Genomic DNA, 20,026 nt, shown 5'->3' on the forward strand with positions numbered 1-20,026 from the left:
TGATATCAAAATCCAGACAAAAAAGGATAAGCACAGTGGCTTATCCTAACAAATCTTGTATAACATCAATATAAATCTTAGTACAATCCAAGATCTCGGAAATCAGTCCAAACTCATTAGACTGATGTAAATTCTTTCCTGAAGGCCCAAAGGTAATAGTAGGAATATTGCCGATGGTAACTAGAAAGTTACTATCGCAAACTGACTTATCGTAGGATAATTCAATTTCTTTACCTGTAACATTTCTAAAATTTTTCACTACACTTTTCACAATAGGCAAATTCTCGTCGATAACAAAACTTTCCATATAAGGAAGGGGTCTATGGACTAATGTTACTTCAACCTTACCCTGAAGGCCAATAGACTTAGCAGCATTTAGTATTTGATCCCTACAGGTATCAAAACTCTCACCAGGCACCACATATCGATCAACTAAAAGATCACATTTATCTGGTACACTTAAAGTATTTTTTATACCACCTTCAATATGCCTGATACACCAGGTACCTTCACCAATTTTAGGATGAACTAAAGTTGGTAGCTGCTCAATAGCTATAGCTAGCTTAGATGCACTTATAACTGCGTTCTCACCAACATTTGGATATCTGCTGGCGTGCCCAGTTTTACCTTTAACTGAAACATTAATACTATACCTACCTCTAAAGCCAACGGCTGCATCTGTAAACCTGCACTCTGCCATAATAGCCATATCAGCTTTTAATCCATGTTCAGTAAGCAGATTATAAGTACCCCTAGACTGAACCTCTTCATCGGAAACAAAGGCCACAGTTATATCACCTTGAAGCTTAACATTGTTCTCTTTAATATAACGCAAAGTTTCGATGATAGATGCTAGGCCACCTTTCATGTCACAGGCCCCCAAACCATAAACCTTATCGCCTTCTATTGTGGGAGTAAAAGGATCAGTGTTCCAGCCACTAGCCACATCAACTGTGTCCATATGCCCTGTTAGAAGTAGAGTAGGACCTTCGCCCAAGCCTTGGCCTTTCAGCACAGAGTAAATGGAAGGGCTATTTTTGCTATTTTCATAATAAGTATATTTTACCTCTAGCCCTAGATCCTTAAGACACTTTGCAAGATAATCAGCTAAAGCTTGCTCGTTCCCACTAACGCTTTTAACTCTAATCAACTCATAATAAGTTTCCAGCAGTCTTGTTTGATTAAGCACTTAAAGTATCCACCTCCTGATGAGTTTCTACAGTAGCTATTTTAAAGTTAGTAACAATATAGATTAATCCGAAAACTAAGCCCAAGTAGGTCATTGGAGCATATAAGAAAAACTTACCAGTTTCTACACCAAGGGTATCAACTATAAAAACACCTGTAACACTCCAAGGAACAATAGGTGCCAAAGCAGTTCCAGTATCCTCTAAAGTACGGGAAAGATTTTTCGGATGTAAACCAAAACGACTATATAGAGGTTTTAAAATAGGTCCTAAAACTGAAAATGTTACGTAGTAACTACCAGTTACCAAGAACATCAGACCATGTAAAGAGAAACTCGATAACATAATTGCTTTGCCGCTTTTGGCAACGGACTTAATATAGTTAATCAATATGCCAATAACCCCTGCAGTTCTTAAGGGAGAGCCAAAGATAACTGCACCAATTAACAATGCAACTGTTCCTAACATACTTCTTAACCCACCGCGTATTAACATGCTATCAACAATACCAACACCAGTACTTTGAGAATAGCCACCATTTAAAGCAGATGCGATAGTTAGAAGTCTATCACTAAAAGAGCCAGTGGTCTGAAATATAAAAGCTAGAACTGACCCGAAAATTATACCAACTGCAAAAACCGGTAAAGTAGGGTACTTTTTATAAATCAAGAACAGTACCAAAATAGGTGGTAGTAGTAAGACAGGGTTTAAAGTAAAAGTATTTTCCAGTGTGGATAAAATCAAGTCAAGGCTTTCTCCAGATACACTACCACTGCTAAAACGAAAACCCAATATGGTATATAGACCCAAGGATATAACAAAACCAGGAATTGTTGTGTAAAGCATATATTTAATATGATCAACGAGTTCAACGTCTGACACTGCTGCAGCTAAGACAGTTGTATCTGAAAGAGGAGATAACTTATCCCCGAAAATAGCACCCACAACTATTGCCCCTGCTGTCATGTGTAAGGGAACACCTAAACCTGTAGAAACACCCATAAGGGCAACACCTACTGTGCTAATAGTTCCCCAAGATGTTCCTGCCATAACTGACATGGCTGCACAAATTAACGCTGCAGAGATTAAAAAGGTAGATGGAGTAAGAATTTTCAAACCATAATAAACCATCAAAGGAACAGTGCCAGCTAATATCCAAGCACCAACCAACATACCTACTGATAATAATATTAAAATAGCTGGGAACATAGATCTTAAATTATCATATATATCATTTTGTATATCATCCCACTTTATCCCCCAAGCCATGGACAAAGCAATGGTAACCATACCTGCGAAAATCAATACAATGACAGATGGGGCTTTGACAACTAAAACACCTGTGAAAATAATGAAGAAAGATAAAAATAATAAGGTTAAAGCTTTAGCAACATTTAATTTAGACATTAACAACACTCCTTTTTTATTGTAATAAAAAAGCACCTAACGAAAAGTTAGGTGCTAAAATAGCACTTATAAACCCCTCCCTAATCTGCCCATGACGAGATAGCACTCCAACGTGTAACTGGCAATCACTACGTTGACAGCCCTACACCTTTTCGATGTAGGTCCAGCTTGAGGTTTTGGTTCCTCAAACTTCGGCGATGGCTCCTTTTACCTAAAATCATAAGCTTCCGACTTCATTTGGGTTACTTATAGACATCGCGCCTCTACCTCACCCAGTGGGATGAGGATTTAATATTTAATTGTATGTTAACAAAAATATCACAACACTACTTTCTTTGTCAATACTAAATTTTCAATTTAATATTAAACTTTCCTCAGATTTCCCTTGGATATTACCCAACAGTTATGATAAAATATAGTTAAGAGCCCTACTGTGTTCGAAAAAATCGTATGTTTTGAGCCAACACTAATTTTGCGGGACTGATGCTCCTTTTATGGCATATACGCCCCTTTTTAAGGGGACATATAAAGTAAGAGGGCAAAGACCCACCTGCTGAGGCAGGTTCAAAACTGCGATCAACCCGGCATGGTGGGGAATTTTTGAGTAAATCCACCCCCACAACTTGCTGTGGGGGTTAGATTTTTGTAAAGAACACACCTCAAGCTACGGAAAGTTTCCCCAAAGTTTCAGCTATGGAAACCCACATAAGTACAGGAGTTCAATGTTTAATCATTTGTAGGGGGTGTGCCTCGTGCCACCCTGACCAACAAAACGTGTCCAAAATCTCCACTAATTAAATTTTTTTATACACAAGAGAACACAAATATATGACACTGATAACACGGAAAATATTTATAAAAAGATGTCACTGAAGGGTTTAAGCCACAAAAAAACCAGATAAATAAAAGAATCTGTCTTCACTGTACTAAAAAATAACTATAACAAATAAAAAGGTGGTGCCGATATATGAAACAACATAGATTTGCAAGAACTGAAATGCTAATAGGAACAGAAAACCTAGAAAAACTTAAAAACAGCGCTGTTATAATATTTGGTGTGGGAGGAGTAGGATCATACAGTGTAGAAGCCTTAGCTAGGGCAGGAGTGGGAAAACTTCGTCTAGTGGACTTTGATGATATCTGTCTAACCAACAGCAACAGGCAACTACATGCCCTTAAAAACACCGTTGGCAAAATAAAAGTAGACGTAATGGCAGAAAGAGCAAAATTAATAAACCCAGATATTGAAGTAGAAGCAGTGAAAGAATTCTACACCATAGAAAATGGAGAAGAACTGCTTTCAGGTGAATTTGATTATGTAATAGATGCCATAGATACAATAACAGCAAAGCTACACCTCATTGAAACATGTGTAAAAAGGGGGGTGCCTGTTATATCTTCAATGGGAGCTGGTAATAAACTACGCCCAGAACTTCTTGAAATTGTGGATATATCTGAGACATCATTTTGTCCCCTTGCAAGGGTTATGCGTAAGGAATTAAAAAAACGTGGAATCCACAAAGGTGTAGAAGTAGTGTACTCTCAAGAATTTCCCAGAAAGCCAATTATGGAGGGAGATTGTAAAAACAACTGTATATGCCCCGGTGGTGATGGGCACTGTACTAAGAAAAGACAGATACCAGGCAGCATATCATTTGTACCCTCAACTGTTGGACTTCTAATGGCAGGAAGAGTAGTAAACAGAATCATAGGCGAAATTGACTAATATAATAAGATTTGATAAACTTTGATTATATAAAATTTAATCAAACAGTTTAAATGGAGGGAGAGTTTCCATGAAACAAGTTGGAATAATAACTAACCTTGAAGGGGAATTAGCAGAGGTAGAAGTACAAAGACATACTGCATGTAAAAAATGTGGGGGTTGTGGCCTTGGAACTAAAAACTCCAATAAAGTAAAGGTGAAAAATCCTGTTAACGCAGAAATAGGAAATAAAGTATATATAGACATGGCAGACATAGGGGTACTAAAAGCGGCGGCTATTATGTATATGATTCCTTTGGCAGCACTGGTTATAGGATTTATGTTTTCATATTACGGAGCTCAACACTTCGGTTACGTAGATACAAAAGAGCTATGGGGCTTAGGCTTTGGATTTGCCTTCCTAATAGGCTCATTCATACTGATTCGCAAGTTTGAGCCTAAACTAAGTCTAAACACCTTATACGGTCCTAAGATTCTAAGGGTAATAGGTGACGAAGAAATAATAGAAGAATAACAAAAAGAGAGTAATTCCACATGGAATTACTCTCTTTATTATCCCTTTTTCACATGACACGGAAGACACGTCCCCCTAAAGTATCAAATCCCCGCCAACAAATCTACGTGTAATCTCATTAGTTGGGTTTTTCAGCACCATCTCTGCCCCCCCAGACTCGACGACCTTACCCTGATGCATGAAAATTACCTTATCTGCAGTACGCCTAGCCTGACTAATATTATGGGTAACCCACACAAAAGTGGTTCCATAATTCTTATTTGTCTGGGTCACTAACTTCTCCATAAGTAAAGTAGAAACAGGATCAATACTTGCCGTGGGCTCATCAAGTAATACTAGTTCGGGTCTAAAAACTAAACCCCTAGCTAGAGCAACCTTTTGAGCTTCACCACCAGACAAAGTAGAGGCCCGCTGACTCTTAATATCATGTAAATCCAAAATACCCAACAGTTCATCCACCCGTGAACCAATATCCCACTTGCTGAACCCCCGAATTTTTAAGGGGTAGGCAATATTTTCGTAAACATTCAAGTTCATCATATAGGGTTTCTGAAATAAAAGAGTGATTCTTTTCCTCACATCATCGTCAAATACAGAATCATTGTATAGAACTTTACCAGAAGATGCATTATCAATACCAGCTAGTATCCTTATTAAAGTGCTTTTACCTGCACCATTTGGTCCAATAATTGAGTATATACTGCCACTTTTAATATTAGCTTTTGGTAAATCCAAAACTTTTTTGTCATTATATATTCTAGTCAAATTTAATATAGATAAGTTCATTTTTTATACCCCTCGAGCCCGTTGATAATTATAAATAATAGAATTGATTATAAACGAAATAAGTAGTAGAACTAACCCCAAAGCTATAGCAGTCTCATAGTCACCCATACTCCTCAACATTGCAATAGATGTTGTCATAACCCTCGTGTGGCCCCTTATATTACCACCTACGATCATAACTGCGCCAACTTCAGATATGGCTCTTCCATATCCCGTGGTAACTGCAACCAGGATATTACTCCTAAGCTCGTTAAGAAGTAAAACCAATGTTTGTAGCTTATTGGCACCTAAAGTGAAGGCCATATTCCTGATATTACTACCCTTTTCAACAACATTATTAAATACTAAACCCACTACAATGGGAGTTACCAGCACAACCTGGGCTATTACCATGGCAGGGGGAGTATAGGTCAAGCCCAAAAAGCCAAGGGGGCCTTTCCTTGCAATAACCAGAAACACCGCCAAACCTACAATAACAGGGGGAGTACTCATTAGGGAATAAATAATCCTAATGAGTACTTTTTTACCCCGGAAATCCTTAAGTCCTAGGAAAATTCCCAACGGAACACCCATAATTGTGGAAATAACTGTAGATGATAATGAGACATACAAAGAAAGAAGTATTATCTCGTAGACTCCCTTATCAAATTCAAAGATTAGCTGAAAAGCTCGTACGAAGCTATTTATTATTTCCACTTATATCACTTCCGATCTTATTTTGCATTAGGTATGAATAAAGAATCTCCGAATTCCTCCACACCAAACTCTTTGATAAGCTCTTGCCCCTTTTCAGATAACATCCACTCAATAAACTTAATTGCACCTTCATTGTTTATCTTATCATTTTTATCTGGGTTAACAGCGATAATACCATACTGGTTAAACATCTTCGTGTCTCCCTCAGTTATTATAACAGAATCAAGGTTTCCCACCATAGAAAGATAAGTTGCTCTATCAGTAAGTGTATAGCCCTGTAACTCTTCAGCCATAAGGATTGTTTCACCCATACCAGCACCAACTGACTTATACCATTCTCCTTCAGGTTCAAGCCCTAGTTCTGCCCAAAGTTCTAACTCTTTTTTATGAGTACCAGATTCATCACCCCTAGAGATAAAAGCTCCCTCACCGGAGTTTTTTATGATTTCTAAAGCTTTAACAATATCATTACCTGCTAGACCCTTTACATTTAGTGGGTCACTATCTGGACCGATAAGAACAAAATCATTATACATAACATCAAATCTCTCAACACCGTGTCCTGCAGCAACAAAAGCCTCCTCGGATGCTTTTGCATGGGCTAATAAAACATCGGCTTCTCCGTCTTCTCCAAGCTTAATGGCCTGACCAGTACCTACTGCGATAACCTTCACTTCAATACCAGTGTCCTCTTGAAAAATAGGAAGTAGGAAGTCTAGCAAACCACTATTTTCTGTGCTAGTGGTTGTGGCTAAAATAATGCTACTCTCCTCAGACGAACCTGTCCCACAGCCAACAAGGAAAAATACTACTAACAACATGATTGAGAAAAACTTAACAAACCTTGACATAAAATAAATCCCCTCTCTCGTATGTATTAAATTTACCTAATTAAAACCAAAAAGAGGAATAAAAAAGCATCTTCATAAGAAGATGCTAAAAGGCTAAGCCTTAACAAGCACTCCTTTCCACACTGGGAGGCACCACCGTTTCCAGTGACACCCTGGTCTTAGATCCATGGAATTCTTTAGGAAAAAAGACTCGGAGTTTCAATTAGGTTTGTTTTCAGTATATTTGGAAATTGCCACTGTGTCAAGATGCAAAAATAAATAACAAAAGACAAAACATTTTGAAGCTCCAAGCTCATTTAAAGAACAAATGTTTTGTGGTATAATACTTTAAGAAAAGAACAATACAAGTTGATGAATTAAGTGGGATTTTAAACTTAATACGGTTTAAAAGGAGTGGAATAATAAATGGACTTATTCAGTATGGCAAACCAGGACAAAGGGCAACCCTTAGCCGCAAAGTTTCGCCCAAAAACCTTAGATGACTTTATGGGTCAAAAACACATAGTAGGAGAGGGAAGCCTACTCAGACGAGCTATCGTAGCTGACAAAATATCATCCATGATTTTTTATGGTCCTCCAGGCACAGGCAAAACAACCCTTGCCACTATTATAGCAAATACAACAAACTGTGATTTTAAAAAAATAAATGCAGTAACAGCTGGTATATCTGATATACGTGAAGTTATAAAAGATGCAAAGAACACCAAAGATATGTACTTAAAAAGAACCATACTATTTATAGATGAAATACATAGATTCAACAAAAGCCAGCAAGATGCACTACTGCCAGCGGTGGAGGACGGAACTATTATCCTTATAGGTGCCACAACAGAAAACCCATATTTTGAAGTTAACTCTGCGTTGATATCCCGTTCTACCATATTCCAACTCCAACACCTAAAAGAAGAGGACCTCGAAGAACTCATCAGTAAAGTTTTAATGGACAAAGAAAAGGGTCTAGGGAATCTAAACATAGAAATAACACAAGAAGCAGTTAAACACTTAGTTTTCGTTTCCGGTGGTGATGCCAGAGTATTACTCAATGGCCTTGAACTTGCAGTACTAACAACTCCCCCCAACGAAAAAGGGGCTATTAATATATCCCTACAAGAAATAGAACAATCTGTACAAAAGAAAGGATTTCTATATGACAAAAATGGTGACAATCACTATGACACCATTTCAGCCATGATTAAATCCATAAGGGGTTCAGACCCTGATGCTGCACTCTACTGGCTAGCTCGCCTTTTAGATTCAGGAGAAGATCCGAAATTTATAGCAAGAAGGCTTGTGATCTCAGCCTCAGAAGATATAGGCAATGCAGATCCCAACGGATTAAACGTGGCCGTTTCTGCTTTCCAAGCTGTAAACCTTATTGGAATGCCAGAGGGAAGACTTATCCTGGCTCAATGTGCAACATATCTCGCGTCAGCACCAAAAAGCAATAGTAGCTATGTGGGTATAGCTGAGGCACAAAAAGATGTGACAACTAAGAAATTCCCAGGAGTACCTATACATCTAAAAGATGCACATTATAAAGGAGCTTCAAAACTAGGACATGGGGTAGAATACAAATACCCCCATTCATACCCAGGAAACTACACTCCACAACAATACCTCCCTGAAGGGCTAGAAGGCCAACGCTACTATAGACCAACAGAAAACGGCTACGAGAAAAACATAAAAGAATACATTAAAAAGACTAAAGGGACTTGGGAGTAATCAAAGGTTAACCGATGAAGTAATTTTTTTAAGAAACAAAAACCCCAACCCAATAATAAAAGTGACAATTAGGCCACCTTCAGGACCAAAGGCTCCTCCACTTAGTATGTCATGTTTTACTACTTGGGAAGATATGATGCTTGAAGTGTCTAACCCACTTACAGGGAGCCCCAGGATATTGCCTTGGAAATAATTCCAGGTTATGTGATAACCAATTGGCATCCATAAACTTTTAGTTTTAATAAACATCTGGGCAAACAAAATACCTACAAATCCAATATTAATAAGCCCTAAGGTTGTCAGATTGGGGTTGCCTATATGGGCCAAGGAGAAAAGCACAGAAGAAAAAAATACTGTTGCCCAGGGTTTTTTAAATATATCAATCACATGCATAATATATCCTCTAAATAATACCTCTTCACTAAAGCCAACCACAAGAAAAAGTATAAGTCCTACTAACAAGTCATTGCTATTTTTGAAACTTACTTCAATTACTTCGATATGACCAGACAACAGAAGAACAAAATAAACTGAGCTAATTGATACAGCACCGAAAACTAAACCAATTGCCATTTGGGAAAGACTATTTTTAGACCTATGTAAACCTATATCTCTAAAAGGCCTTCTGAAAAAGATTTTAAATGCAAACAAGGAACCTAACAAAAAGCCAGTTTGACTTATGATAGCCATGAAAAAATAATTGGCCTGGAAATCCACAACAGAATAACCAAATACCAATAAAGATAGAGAAATAACTAAAGAAATCAAATTAGTAGCTACCAGTGCAAAAATAACCACAAGCACAATGGCAAGTATTACCTTCCATCCCGGCAGTAACTCCCCAAGGCGATTTTTAAATAATCCCATGTACTTAACCTCCCTTAAAAGACTATATAACAATATTATCACATAAAAGCTCAATTAAGAACTTCAAAAGGGAATAGTGGTTAAATGGCATTTGTTTACTAAAAGTTTATAAATATAAAACAGGAATAATAAGTACACTAATAGAAATGTAATAAGATATGTTAAAGGAGGAGAAAACAATGGGGAAAATTAAAATATTCACCGACAGTACCAGCGATTTGTCCAAAGAGATTATTGAAAAAAACAATATATCAATTGTCCCCTTGGGTGTAATATTTGGAGATGATCTTTACAAAGACGGTGAAAATATAACAACTGTTGAACTATATAAAAAAGTTGGTGAGCTAAAACAGCTACCTAAAACAAATGCACCAGCCCCAGGAGATTTCCATAAAGCTTTTGAGCCCTTTGTAAATGACGGATATGATATAGTTTATATATCCTTATCTTCCCATCTCTCTGCCACATACCAAAATGCTCTACTTGCGAAAGATATGTTCCCCCAAGGAAGGATAAATGTTGTGGATTCTGGCAACCTATCTACTGGGATAGGTATACTAGTTTTAAAAGCAGTAGGGTTTGCAAATCAAGGCTTGTCTGCATTAGAAATAGTAGATAAGATAACTGCACTGGTACCGAAAGTGAGAACGGAGTTTGTTATTGACACATTAGAGTATTTGCACAAAGGTGGGAGATGTAGCACAGTTCAAAAATTTGCAGGTGGTTTATTAAAAATTCAGCCTGCTGTAAAAGTAGTTGAAGGAAAAATGCAGCCTTCCCAAAAATTTAGAGGCAAAAGAGTAAAAGCATTAAACGGAATTATATCTACCATTTTAAAAGATAAAGGGAATTTGGATTTGGATTATGTACTAATACCTCAATCCTTAGCCAAAGAGGGGGCACAGTATGTAGTTGAAAAAATACAACAAGAATTACCTGAGATAAAACAAATTATAACAACAGAAGCAGGTTGCGTAATCTCCAGTCACTGCGGCCCTAATACAGTTGGGCTATCGTACATAGTGAAATAGTTAGTCTTGTGTTTAACTAAATTTTATTGACTTGATTTGATAAATTTAACAATATAATATCTTCTTTTTTTGCTAACAATATACTTAGACAGGCAAAACGGAGGTGATACTATGCTTTGTCCATCATGTAACTGTAAAAACGACAAGGAAAGCAAAGTATGTTCTAACTGTAACTGTAATTTAAGTACTAAGAAAAACAAAAAAGACTGTTAGTTACTCTCCAAGTTTGTCTAAAGACCTCTTTTTTAGAGGTCTTTTTTTCGTGTTTTTCCTCGCGGCTTTAATGGGAAAAACTATCTTATTGTAATATTAGTGAAGGGTTATTAAACATATTAATAAAAATATTAATAATTTCTTCCATAATAATTAAATAGTTTAATAAAAAGGGTTGCAATTATAATAATAATGAGTATAATTAAATTAAAGATTAACTATATTAATGTTTAAATTAAAATTATAAATTAAAAGGGGGCGACATTTTATGAATGTTGCAGAGGTTGATAACGTAATCGTTGATACAACAAAAAAAGAGAAGCTATGGAATAAAAACTTTTTTTTACTATGGCAAGGTCAACTGGTGTCATCACTAGGAGATCAGGCTTACTCCTTAGCCCTAGGATTTTGGATACTTGCAATGACCGGTTCAACGGCAATAATGGGAACACTGATGGCTTCTTCCACCATTCCTAGAGTAATAATATCGCCCTTTTCTGGAGTGATAGTTGATAGATTAGACAGAAAGAAAATGCTTATTTGGACTGACTTTATAAGGGGAGTACTTGTCACAACTGTAGCAGTAGGTGCATATAGAGGATGGTTAGAAATATGGATGGTTTTTGTGACAGGTATTATCCTAGGACTATGCGCCGCTTTTTTCGGTCCAGCAGCCACTTCTTCTATACCAGACTTAGTGCCAAAAAGCAAATTAGTACCTGCCAACTCATTTTTTCAGATGATCTACTCAACTACTCAAATGTTAGGGAACATGATAGGTGGTATAGTATATGCAATGGTAGGAGCACCTTTTCTTTTCTTATTCAATGGACTTTCTTACCTTTTTTCAGCCGGTACAGAAACTTTTATAGATATACCAAAAGTAGAAAGAAAGGATGCAAAGATAACCTTTATACAAGATTTTAAAGCTGGCCTAAACTTTGTTTGGAAGTTTACAAGTCTGAGAAATCTGTTTTTAACCGCCGCAGTAAGCAATTTCTTTGGATCAATGTCCTTTGTACTTATGATTCCTTTATTCACATTAGTAAGAGGTTTTGATTCAGCACAATATGGTTTTGCCATGGCAGCTATGGGGTTAGGGATGCTAACGGGGATGACATATACCTCCATTATGAAAATACCCCCCTCACAAAGGTACAGATACTTCTGTATAGGTGGATTACTATCCACCACAAGTTTTATGATATTCCCCTTTATGACTAACATAGCAGTAATCTCCTTTATTTTATTCGTCGCTGGAGTGGGTAACGCCCTGATAAATATATTTATCGGATCCATCGTCCAAATGACTACACCTGTGGAAATGAGAGGAAAAGTATTTGGCCTACTTTCCACACTATCACAAGGACTAACCCCCATAGCCATGGCACTAGGTGGTATACTAGGAGGAATACTGCCCATACAGCTTGTACTAGTAGGATGTATGACATTTAGCGCCATGTGTTTCATGCCAGTAGTACTATCACCTAATTTTAAAGCATTCATGAACTTTAACCCCGAACAACATACATTAAAAGATGTCATGTAAACAAAAGCGAGCCAATAAGCAAGGCTCGCTTTTGTTTATCTAAAAATCAACAACATTATAAAAATCTATAAAAAGTTAAAAATCGTAGTGGATTTGGTTTTTATGTTATAATTCAATTAGCAATAGGAGGTGCTTACTGTGATACACCTTACAAAAATAACTATTAGAGAGTCCAAAGAAGATAAATATCCCTTCAATATACCCTTGGTAAAAAACATTAGAGAAATGGATTTTATAAGCCCTGTTACAATATTAGTTGGTGAAAATGGTACAGGTAAGTCAACTTTTCTAGAAAGTTTAGCAGTTGCAGTTGGCTCTGTAACTGTTGGTAGTGAAAGTATTATGACAGATACGACCCTGAGTCATGCTAGGGAGCTAAGTGATTATATCTCTCTTAGCTGGAAGGTAAAAACTAGAAAAGGTTTCTTTCTTAGGGCTGAAGATTTTTTCAACTTTGCAAATAAAATGGCACAAATGGCACAAGAATTAAAAGATGATCTTAAAAAACTAGAATTAGAATATAAGGGAAGAACAGCCCATGCATTAAAACTAGCCCAAATGCCCTATGTAGGATCATTACAGGGTATAAAGCAAAGTTATGGGGAAGGACTCAATGTTAGGTCACATGGCGAAAGTTTCATGGATCTTTTTCAGTCTAGATTAGCGCCAGGTGGTTTATACATACTAGACGAGCCAGAAACACCCCTATCACCAACAAGACAGTTAGCTTTTATTTCACTAATAAAAGAGATGGTTCAAAAGAACTGTCAGTTTATAATAGCAACACACTCTCCAATACTTATGGCTTATCCAAATGCCACAATTTATAACCTAGACCAGTTTCCACTGAAGAAAACCAATTTTCAAGACTTAGAACATGTGAAGCTAACTAAAGATTTCCTAAATAACCCTGAGCTATTTCTTAGGCATCTGTAAAAAGGGAATTTTTCTCGTTGAGGCGAATAATATAACATAGTATAAACAAGTGGAGGTGGTTTTATGTCAGTAATAGAAATGGATAAATACAGAAATAAAGGTAAAAAATACACCCTGTCAACCTACGACAGTTACTATGAATGTACATTTATGAAAGACTACCAACACAAATACTCCCAAAGTCAAATACAAGGGATAGAAATTGGGGGAGTGTATGCAATTATTTTGAAGACCAACAAGGGCAAATACTATTTTGCCGCCATCCACTTTTTCAAAGGAGACTTCACATTACCTGAATCCCTTGATTGGCTAGATAAATACGGCATAATTTTAATGGAAGAGGGTAAGGAGCAGCAAACCATCAAAAACTGTGAGCGTGTAATAGATATCGTACCATTTAAGAAAAACCACCTAATCTTATATAAAAAAGGAACAGAAACTTTAAAATTAGATTATACAGAACTAAATCAGGGTCAACAAAGTGACAAATTTGACAGGAAAACAAAGATAGTACTTGTACTTAATGGAGAAAAACTTGATTATATCCCACGAATTAACTTCAACAAACAAAGGGATGTGGTGGTTTGCAACGGGAACTGCGTAGTAGCAGACTATATAGACGAATATAACGGGAACATCGGCTTTTTCCAAGACACAAATCCTACCCTACCCATATCCTTTATATTTACTGAGAAAACCACAGTTTATATCGATATAGTTGAAAAAGAAAAAAGTAAAATCTACATTGTTGAATATGACTACGAGATCTTTATAGACGACTAAAGTCACTATGACCAAAGCCTCCCTGTACGCATATACTAAAACAGTCTAAAATTAAACAAGACATTCATATAAGGGCTGAGGAATAAACATTTGTCAACGGCCCACATCAAGGAGGCAAAAAATGAAATACAATAAAAAAATACTATCACTTGTTTTAATTCTTGCATTATCTTTTATTCTTGTAAGTTGTGACATCATACTTGACTCTGAAGATAGTAAGATGCCAACTACGGACCTCAAAGTACACTTTATAGATGTTGGTCAAGGTGACTCCATTCTAATCCAGCACAGTGAAAAAACTATCCTCATAGACGGTGGTGATAGGAGATATGGCGACACTGTGGTAGGCTACCTAAATAACAATGGAGTTGAACATATAGACATAGTCATATCAACACATCCCCATGCGGACCATATAGGTGGATTAATTGAAGTGTTAAATAGACTAACCGTAGATGAAGTCATAGACCCAGGAGTTATCCATACAACAAAAACCTTTGAAGACTACCTAACCCTTATAGATCAAAAAGAAATAATATTTACCCAGGGCAGGGCAGGTATGTCTAGGGAACTAGCTGAAGGAATGAAAATGGAAATACTACATCCGACAAAACCTTCCCCACGTCACCTAAACGATGCATCCATTGTAGTGAGGATAACCTTTGGTGACATCTCATTTATGTTTACAGGGGACGCCGAAAACCCATCTGAACTTCAAATGCTAGAAAGAAATAATGATTTTTCAAGCCAAATTTTAAAAGTAGGACACCATGGTTCTTCCACATCAACCAGCGATGAATTCCTGCAAAAGGTGTCACCGGAAATAGCAATTATTATGGTTGGAGAAGGCAACAGTTATGGTCATCCCCATAAGGAAACCTTAGAAAAACTTGGGGAATTAAACATAGATGTTTATAGAACGGACATAAATGGTACAATAGTAATAACAACAGACGGAACCGAATATCAAATAGATACGCAAAAGTAGGAGGTATACAATGAAGGCAGTAATAGATCGCTTTGAAGGAGAATACGCAGTACTTCTAATAGAACAAGAAGAAGTGCAAATAGACTTTCCCAAAAGAATGCTACCAGAAAATGTAAAAGAAGGGGACATACTAAGATTTAACATTGAACTGGACCCAGACGAGACATCCGCCCAAGAAGAGAGGGTAGGTAACCTACTTGAAAAACTAAACAGGAAAAATAAAATATAAGATTATTAAAACAAGCTGTCGTTGGATGGCTTGTTTTTTTCTTGTCAAAGCTGGTAAGAACCGTGAAAGAATCTATTCTGCCGGCAACAGTGGGCCGAAAGTCCTGGCTGTTAAAAGGTCTGTGTCCATGCTCCAAGCAGGAAAAGAACTCCTCTATGTCAAATACACTAAATATAAACAACTAGGGGGAGTAACCATGTCTGAAACAACAATTTCCACACAAGAGACTGAACTACAAAAACTCAAAGAAAGTATGGCAATGATGGACGAACTTTGGGATAATGCATCCTATGGCATGGTACTTGTAGATGAAAAGGGCGCTATCGTAAAATGGAACTACGAAAAGTTCCTAGGTATTTCCGAAAAAGATGTATTAGGAAAGCCTGTTCAAGACGTCATTCAAAACACTCGCCTTCACATAGTAGTTAAAACAGGAAAAAAGGAAATATGCGACGTGCAAGAAATAAATGGTCATAATGTTATCACATCAAGAGTTCCAATTAAAAAGGATGGCAAAATAATAGGAGCTGCTGGTACCATACTATTTAGCGACACCAGTGAACTCCACTCACTAGCTAAAAAAATGCAAACCCTTGAAGATACTTTAAGTAAGTATAAAGGTGAACTAAGTAAGCTATTAGAAGCTAAATTTTCATTTGAGGATATAGTAACTAGCAACCCCAAAATGATGGAACTGAAAAATATAGCTAAAAGGGTAGCAAAAACAAACTCTACGGTACTAATACAAGGAGAAAGTGGGACAGGTAAAGAACTTTTTGCCCATGCTATACATAAAGAAAGCTTAAGGAGATACGGAAACTTTGTAACATTAAACTGTGCAGCAATTCCTAAAGAACTACTAGAAGCAGAACTATTTGGATATGAAGAAGGAGCTTTCACAGGAGCAAAAAAAGGCGGAAAGATAGGTAAATTTGAGCTTGCAGCAGGGGGCACTATCTTACTAGACGAAATTGGTTCTATGCCCTATGAAATGCAATCAAAGTTACTAAGGGTATTAGAATCTAAAGAGTTTGAACGTGTAGGAGGAACAAGGCCCATAAAACTAGATGCTAGAATAATATCCTCCACAAACGAAAATCTTGAAAACGAAGTACAAAGGGGAGAATTCCGTAGGGACTTATACTATAGACTAAACGTAATAAAGATAGATATTCCCCCCCTTAGGAACCGTTTAGAGGACATAGAGCTACTTTCTAAAAACGTAACTCAAAAACTGGTGTCTGACCTTCAAGTAAACAAAAAAATTCTAGCCCAAGAAACAATTGATAATCTTAAAAGCCACCACTGGCCAGGTAATGTAAGGGAACTGAGGAATGTACTAGAGCGAGCTATAAATTTTGCCCCAAAAACAGTGATTTTACCAGAAAATCTTCCAGAATATATTATCAGAAACAATAAAAAAACCAGTACAACCACTACAAACAAAACCCTCAAAGAAATAGTAGAAAAAACGGAAATAGAAGCAATAAAACAAGCCATAACAAAAGCTCAAGGGAACAGAACCCTAGCAGCCCAACAGCTAAACATACATAGAACGTCATTATACAAAAAGATGGAAAAATACGGAATGCAAATTGAAGATTAGCCCCCGCAAGCCCACCCATTCCCCACCCCCATTGTAGCCAAGGCTTCAGCCTTGTGCGACTTTCGTAAGCCACCCAAGCAGGTCCACCCACGGTAAACCATGGGCTACAACAGCTATTTCGGTGGCAAAAATTCACCCATCTCCAACCCGTCGTAGCCAAAGCTTTAGCCTTGTGCGACCCCCGTAAGCGTCCAAGCAGGTCGACCCACGGTAAACCATGGGCTACAACAGCTCATTTCGGTGGCAAAAATTCACCCATCTCCAGCCCATTGTAGCCAAGGCTTCAGCCTTGTGCGACTCCCAAATGACCCCGCGGTAAAGGAGGAAATACATGGCTAAATTAAAAAGATACTATGAAGAAGGAGCAGTCTACTTTGTTACAACCACAACTCATAATAGAACCCCCATATTTAATGATGAAGAAACATGCAATATGCTAATAGAAGTGATTCTGCAAAAAAAGGAGTCCCTTGACTTCGATGTATATGGATTTGTAATAATGCCTGACCATGTACATGTGATGATACAACCCCAGGGTACGAAGAACCTATCAGAAATAATTGGACAGATAAAAGGATTATTTAGTAAACAATACAAAGAAAGAAAAAATACAACACAGCAAATATGGCAGAAAAGGTTTTACGATTACGGAATAAGGAATTTGAAATCAGCCAAACAATCTCTAGATTATATACACAAGAACCCATTGGAAGAAGGACTGAAGTTAGCCTTGAAGTATTCCAGCTACAGCTATTATTACCAAGGTGACGAAAGCTTCAAAAGATTATTAACACCACTTACATAGCAGTTAAACGCCACACTTCGCTGATCTAATTTGTGTCACCCATTCCCCAACCCCATTGTAGCCAATGCTTCAGCCTTGTGCGACCCCCGTAAGTCACCCAAGCAGGTCCACCCACGGTAAACCATGGGCTACAACAGCTATTTCGGTGGAAAAAATCCACCCATCTCCAGCCCATTGTAGCCAAGGCTTTAGCCTTGTGCGACCTCCGTAAGCGTCCCAAGCAGGCCCACCCATGGTAAGCCATGGGCTACAACAGCTATTTCGGTGGCAAAAATCCACCCATCTCCAGTCCATTGTAGCCAATGCTTTAGCCTTGTGCGACCCCCGTAAGCGTCCCAAACAGGTCCACCCATGGTAAACCATGGGCTACAACAGCTATTTCGGTGGCAAAAATCCACCCATCTCCAGCCCATTGTAGCCAATGCTTCAGCCTTGTGCGACCCCCGTAAGCGTCCCAAGCAGGTCTACCCACGGTAAACCATGGGCTACAACAGCTATTTTTGGTGGCAAAAAAATCCCACTCCCCAACCCCATTGTAGCCAATGCTTTAGCCTTGAGCGACCCCCTTGCGCAACCCAAACAGGTCCACCCATGGTAAACCATGGGCTACAACAGCACATTTCGGCGGCAGAAAACTCCCGCTCCCCAGCCCCAATGTAGCCAAGGCTTAAGCCTTGTGCGACCCACGCAAGCACCCAAGCAGGTCCACCCATGGTAAACCATGGGCTACAACAGCACATTTCGGCGGCAGAAAACTCCCGCTCCCCAGCCCCGTTGTAGGCAAGGCTTTAGCCTTGTGCGACCCGCATAAGCGTCCCAAGCAGGTCCACCCATGGTAAACCATGGGCTACAACAGCACATTTCGGTGGACAGAAAACTCCCACACCCCAGCCACATGTAGCCAAGGCTTTAGCCTTGTGCGACCCACATAAGCGTCCCAAGCAGGTCCACCCATGGTAAACCATGGGCTACAACAGCACATTTCGGTGGACAGAAAACTCCCGCTCCCCAGCCCCATTGTAGCCAAGGCTTCAGCCTTGTGCGACCCACAAGCCACCCAAGCAGTTCAACCCACGGTTAACCGTACCACAAGTAACAGCGGTTTTAAGTATAAATATTACACCTCTTCAAATTCATGCAATATATTAACAAATCATTAACAAGTAACTTGAGAAAAGGGAAACTTAATCATATGGCGAATACAACTGTATGTATAATATAAGATAAAAAAGGTGGTGGTGAACATGATTAGCGACATTAGTGATATCGGCGGCATTAAATTCATTTTAAGATTAAAATTTAGGAGGAGTAATCATGTTGTTACCATTTACAAAGGAAGGAAAGGTACTTAATGAAAAGCCATTTATTGACTATGAGGTTCAATTCAATCTAATTCATAGGATAGCAGATGACGAAGGAGCATTTCTGCTACGCTCAGAAGACAATAGCTTAATAATAGCCCAATCAAATATAAAGTTTCCAATGTGGGTTTGGGTAAACCCAAAGGCTAAAATAAATATACAGAAAGTTATCAAAAAGGTTCATGAGGTTTTTCAGAAACAAGAGAGTTTCAAAATTGTAAGTACACCAGAATTTATGAGTTTATTTTTTGAAAAATATAAATGTCAGCACAGGATAGAAATGGAAATGGAATCATATCAGTGTAAAGGGGTTGTAAATCCTAAACACACACAAGGAGAACTAACTCTGCCTACAATGGATAATTTGGAAACTATAGCAGAATTTTGTGTAGGATTTATATACGATGGATTTGGTAAAAATGTTTCTAAGGAAAGTCAAATGGAAAGTGGAAAGAGACTAATACAGTCTGGCAATCTATACACACTTAAAGTAGATGATGAGATTGTTTCCATGGCCAACATTGCACATCGATCTCCAAGGCATGGAAGAATTAACAATGTCTATACTCCGCCAACTCATAGAAAAAAAGGATATGCCAGTAAGCTGGTTGCAGATTTAAGTAAGTTGATTCTAGAAGAGGGACTCACCCCGATACTGTTTACTGATCTAAGCAATCAAACATCAAATAAGGTTTATAAAGATATTGGTTACACAGAGTGTGGCAAAGTAGTCAACTATGAAGTAAAAAAGCATTAGATTAGAACCTTA

19 protein-coding genes, 1 other RNA gene and 2 riboswitches are annotated in these 20,026 nt (G+C 37.9%); of the genes, 13 read left to right on the plus strand and 7 right to left on the minus strand.

Annotated elements, in window-relative coordinates; genetic code table 11:
* Positions 1 to 40: 40 nt before the first annotated feature.
* Both HYG86_RS13785 and nhaC read right to left on the minus strand, forming a co-directional pair.
* Positions 41 to 1,189, minus strand: coding sequence for a M20 family metallopeptidase (locus HYG86_RS13785; RefSeq protein WP_213166164.1), 1,149 nt, complete (start codon positions 1,187 to 1,189; stop codon positions 41 to 43).
* A complete protein-coding gene (gene nhaC / locus HYG86_RS13790; protein ID WP_213166165.1) occupies positions 1,182 to 2,594 on the minus strand; it encodes a Na+/H+ antiporter NhaC in 1,413 nt (470 codons plus the stop codon). Before nhaC ends, HYG86_RS13785 begins: the two co-directional genes overlap by 8 nt.
* Positions 2,595 to 2,686: 92 nt before the next feature.
* A riboswitch (Lysine riboswitch) is annotated at positions 2,687 to 2,868 on the minus strand.
* Between the two features lie 148 nt (positions 2,869 to 3,016).
* On the opposite strand from nhaC, the gene ssrS reads away from it, so the two are divergent.
* From ssrS to HYG86_RS13805, 3 genes are all read left to right on the plus strand, one after another.
* Positions 3,017 to 3,194: non-coding RNA, 6S RNA (gene ssrS / locus HYG86_RS13795), on the plus strand.
* A 367-nt stretch (positions 3,195 to 3,561) separates the two neighbouring features.
* Positions 3,562 to 4,320, plus strand: coding sequence for a tRNA threonylcarbamoyladenosine dehydratase (locus tag HYG86_RS13800; protein ID WP_213166166.1), 759 nt, complete (start codon positions 3,562 to 3,564; stop codon positions 4,318 to 4,320).
* 70 nt (positions 4,321 to 4,390) lie between these two features.
* Positions 4,391 to 4,834 (plus strand): SoxR reducing system RseC family protein, encoded by a 444-nt coding sequence (locus HYG86_RS13805; protein WP_213166167.1) that lies wholly within the window; start codon positions 4,391 to 4,393, stop codon positions 4,832 to 4,834.
* A gap of 75 nt (positions 4,835 to 4,909) precedes the next feature.
* On the opposite strand, the gene HYG86_RS13810 is transcribed toward HYG86_RS13805, so the two are convergent.
* Genes HYG86_RS13810 through HYG86_RS13820 form a run of 3 tightly spaced genes read right to left on the minus strand, consistent with a single transcriptional unit; the run spans position 4,910 to position 7,167 of the window.
* Entirely contained in the window at positions 4,910 to 5,620 is a 711-nt protein-coding gene (locus HYG86_RS13810; protein ID WP_213166168.1) for an ATP-binding cassette domain-containing protein, read from the minus strand.
* Positions 5,621 to 5,623: 3 nt separating this feature from the next.
* Positions 5,624 to 6,316 carry an ABC transporter permease gene (locus HYG86_RS13815; RefSeq protein ID WP_213166169.1) on the minus strand — a complete coding sequence of 231 codons (693 nt, stop codon included), beginning with the start codon at positions 6,314 to 6,316 and terminating at the stop codon, positions 5,624 to 5,626.
* A gap of 17 nt (positions 6,317 to 6,333) precedes the next feature.
* Positions 6,334 to 7,167, minus strand: a complete 834-nt coding sequence (locus tag HYG86_RS13820) for an ABC transporter substrate-binding protein (protein ID WP_213166170.1) — start codon at positions 7,165 to 7,167, stop codon at positions 6,334 to 6,336.
* Between the two features lie 94 nt (positions 7,168 to 7,261).
* Positions 7,262 to 7,375, minus strand: a riboswitch (molybdenum cofactor riboswitch).
* Positions 7,376 to 7,572: 197 nt separating this feature from the next.
* Here HYG86_RS13820 and HYG86_RS13825 point away from each other — a divergent pair.
* A complete protein-coding gene (locus HYG86_RS13825; protein ID WP_213166171.1) occupies positions 7,573 to 8,889 on the plus strand; it encodes a replication-associated recombination protein A in 1,317 nt (438 codons plus the stop codon).
* Here the strand turns inward: HYG86_RS13825 and HYG86_RS13830 are convergent, their stop codons facing one another.
* Positions 8,890 to 9,756, minus strand: a complete 867-nt coding sequence (locus HYG86_RS13830) for a CPBP family intramembrane glutamic endopeptidase (RefSeq protein WP_213166172.1) — start codon at positions 9,754 to 9,756, stop codon at positions 8,890 to 8,892.
* Positions 9,757 to 9,935: 179 nt separating this feature from the next.
* On the opposite strand from HYG86_RS13830, the gene HYG86_RS13835 reads away from it, so the two are divergent.
* The 8 genes from HYG86_RS13835 to HYG86_RS13870 all read left to right on the plus strand — a co-directional run bounded on the left by HYG86_RS13835 (position 9,936) and on the right by HYG86_RS13870 (position 17,896).
* The gene (locus HYG86_RS13835; RefSeq protein ID WP_213166173.1) at positions 9,936 to 10,787 is read left to right on the plus strand and encodes a DegV family protein; all 852 of its coding nucleotides are present in this window, start codon (positions 9,936 to 9,938) and stop codon (positions 10,785 to 10,787) included.
* 481 nt (positions 10,788 to 11,268) lie between these two features.
* A complete protein-coding gene (locus HYG86_RS13840) occupies positions 11,269 to 12,549 on the plus strand; it encodes an MFS transporter (RefSeq protein ID WP_213166174.1) in 1,281 nt (426 codons plus the stop codon).
* 138 nt (positions 12,550 to 12,687) lie between these two features.
* Positions 12,688 to 13,485 carry an AAA family ATPase gene (locus HYG86_RS13845; protein WP_246451788.1) on the plus strand — a complete coding sequence of 266 codons (798 nt, stop codon included), beginning with the start codon at positions 12,688 to 12,690 and terminating at the stop codon, positions 13,483 to 13,485.
* 63 nt (positions 13,486 to 13,548) lie between these two features.
* Positions 13,549 to 14,268 (plus strand): hypothetical protein, encoded by a 720-nt coding sequence (locus HYG86_RS13850; protein WP_213166175.1) that lies wholly within the window; start codon positions 13,549 to 13,551, stop codon positions 14,266 to 14,268.
* A gap of 121 nt (positions 14,269 to 14,389) precedes the next feature.
* Positions 14,390 to 15,256 carry a ComEC/Rec2 family competence protein gene (locus HYG86_RS13855; RefSeq protein WP_213166176.1) on the plus strand — a complete coding sequence of 289 codons (867 nt, stop codon included), beginning with the start codon at positions 14,390 to 14,392 and terminating at the stop codon, positions 15,254 to 15,256.
* A 10-nt stretch (positions 15,257 to 15,266) separates the two neighbouring features.
* Positions 15,267 to 15,485, plus strand: a complete 219-nt coding sequence (locus HYG86_RS13860) for a DUF3006 domain-containing protein (protein ID WP_213166177.1) — start codon at positions 15,267 to 15,269, stop codon at positions 15,483 to 15,485.
* Between the two features lie 196 nt (positions 15,486 to 15,681).
* The gene (locus tag HYG86_RS13865; RefSeq protein WP_213166178.1) at positions 15,682 to 17,091 is read left to right on the plus strand and encodes a sigma-54 interaction domain-containing protein; all 1,410 of its coding nucleotides are present in this window, start codon (positions 15,682 to 15,684) and stop codon (positions 17,089 to 17,091) included.
* A 331-nt stretch (positions 17,092 to 17,422) separates the two neighbouring features.
* Entirely contained in the window at positions 17,423 to 17,896 is a 474-nt protein-coding gene (locus HYG86_RS13870) for an REP-associated tyrosine transposase (protein WP_213166179.1), read from the plus strand.
* Positions 17,897 to 17,989: 93 nt separating this feature from the next.
* Here the strand turns inward: HYG86_RS13870 and HYG86_RS13875 are convergent, their stop codons facing one another.
* Positions 17,990 to 18,235, minus strand: a complete 246-nt coding sequence (locus tag HYG86_RS13875) for a hypothetical protein (protein WP_213166180.1) — start codon at positions 18,233 to 18,235, stop codon at positions 17,990 to 17,992.
* A 975-nt stretch (positions 18,236 to 19,210) separates the two neighbouring features.
* On the opposite strand from HYG86_RS13875, the gene HYG86_RS13880 reads away from it, so the two are divergent.
* The gene (locus tag HYG86_RS13880) at positions 19,211 to 20,014 is read left to right on the plus strand and encodes a GNAT family N-acetyltransferase (RefSeq protein WP_213166181.1); all 804 of its coding nucleotides are present in this window, start codon (positions 19,211 to 19,213) and stop codon (positions 20,012 to 20,014) included.
* Positions 20,015 to 20,026: the final 12 nt, after the last annotated feature.

This window comes from Alkalicella caledoniensis, assembly GCF_014467015.1.
Lineage (GTDB): Bacteria > Bacillota > Proteinivoracia > Proteinivoracales > Proteinivoracaceae > Alkalicella > Alkalicella caledoniensis.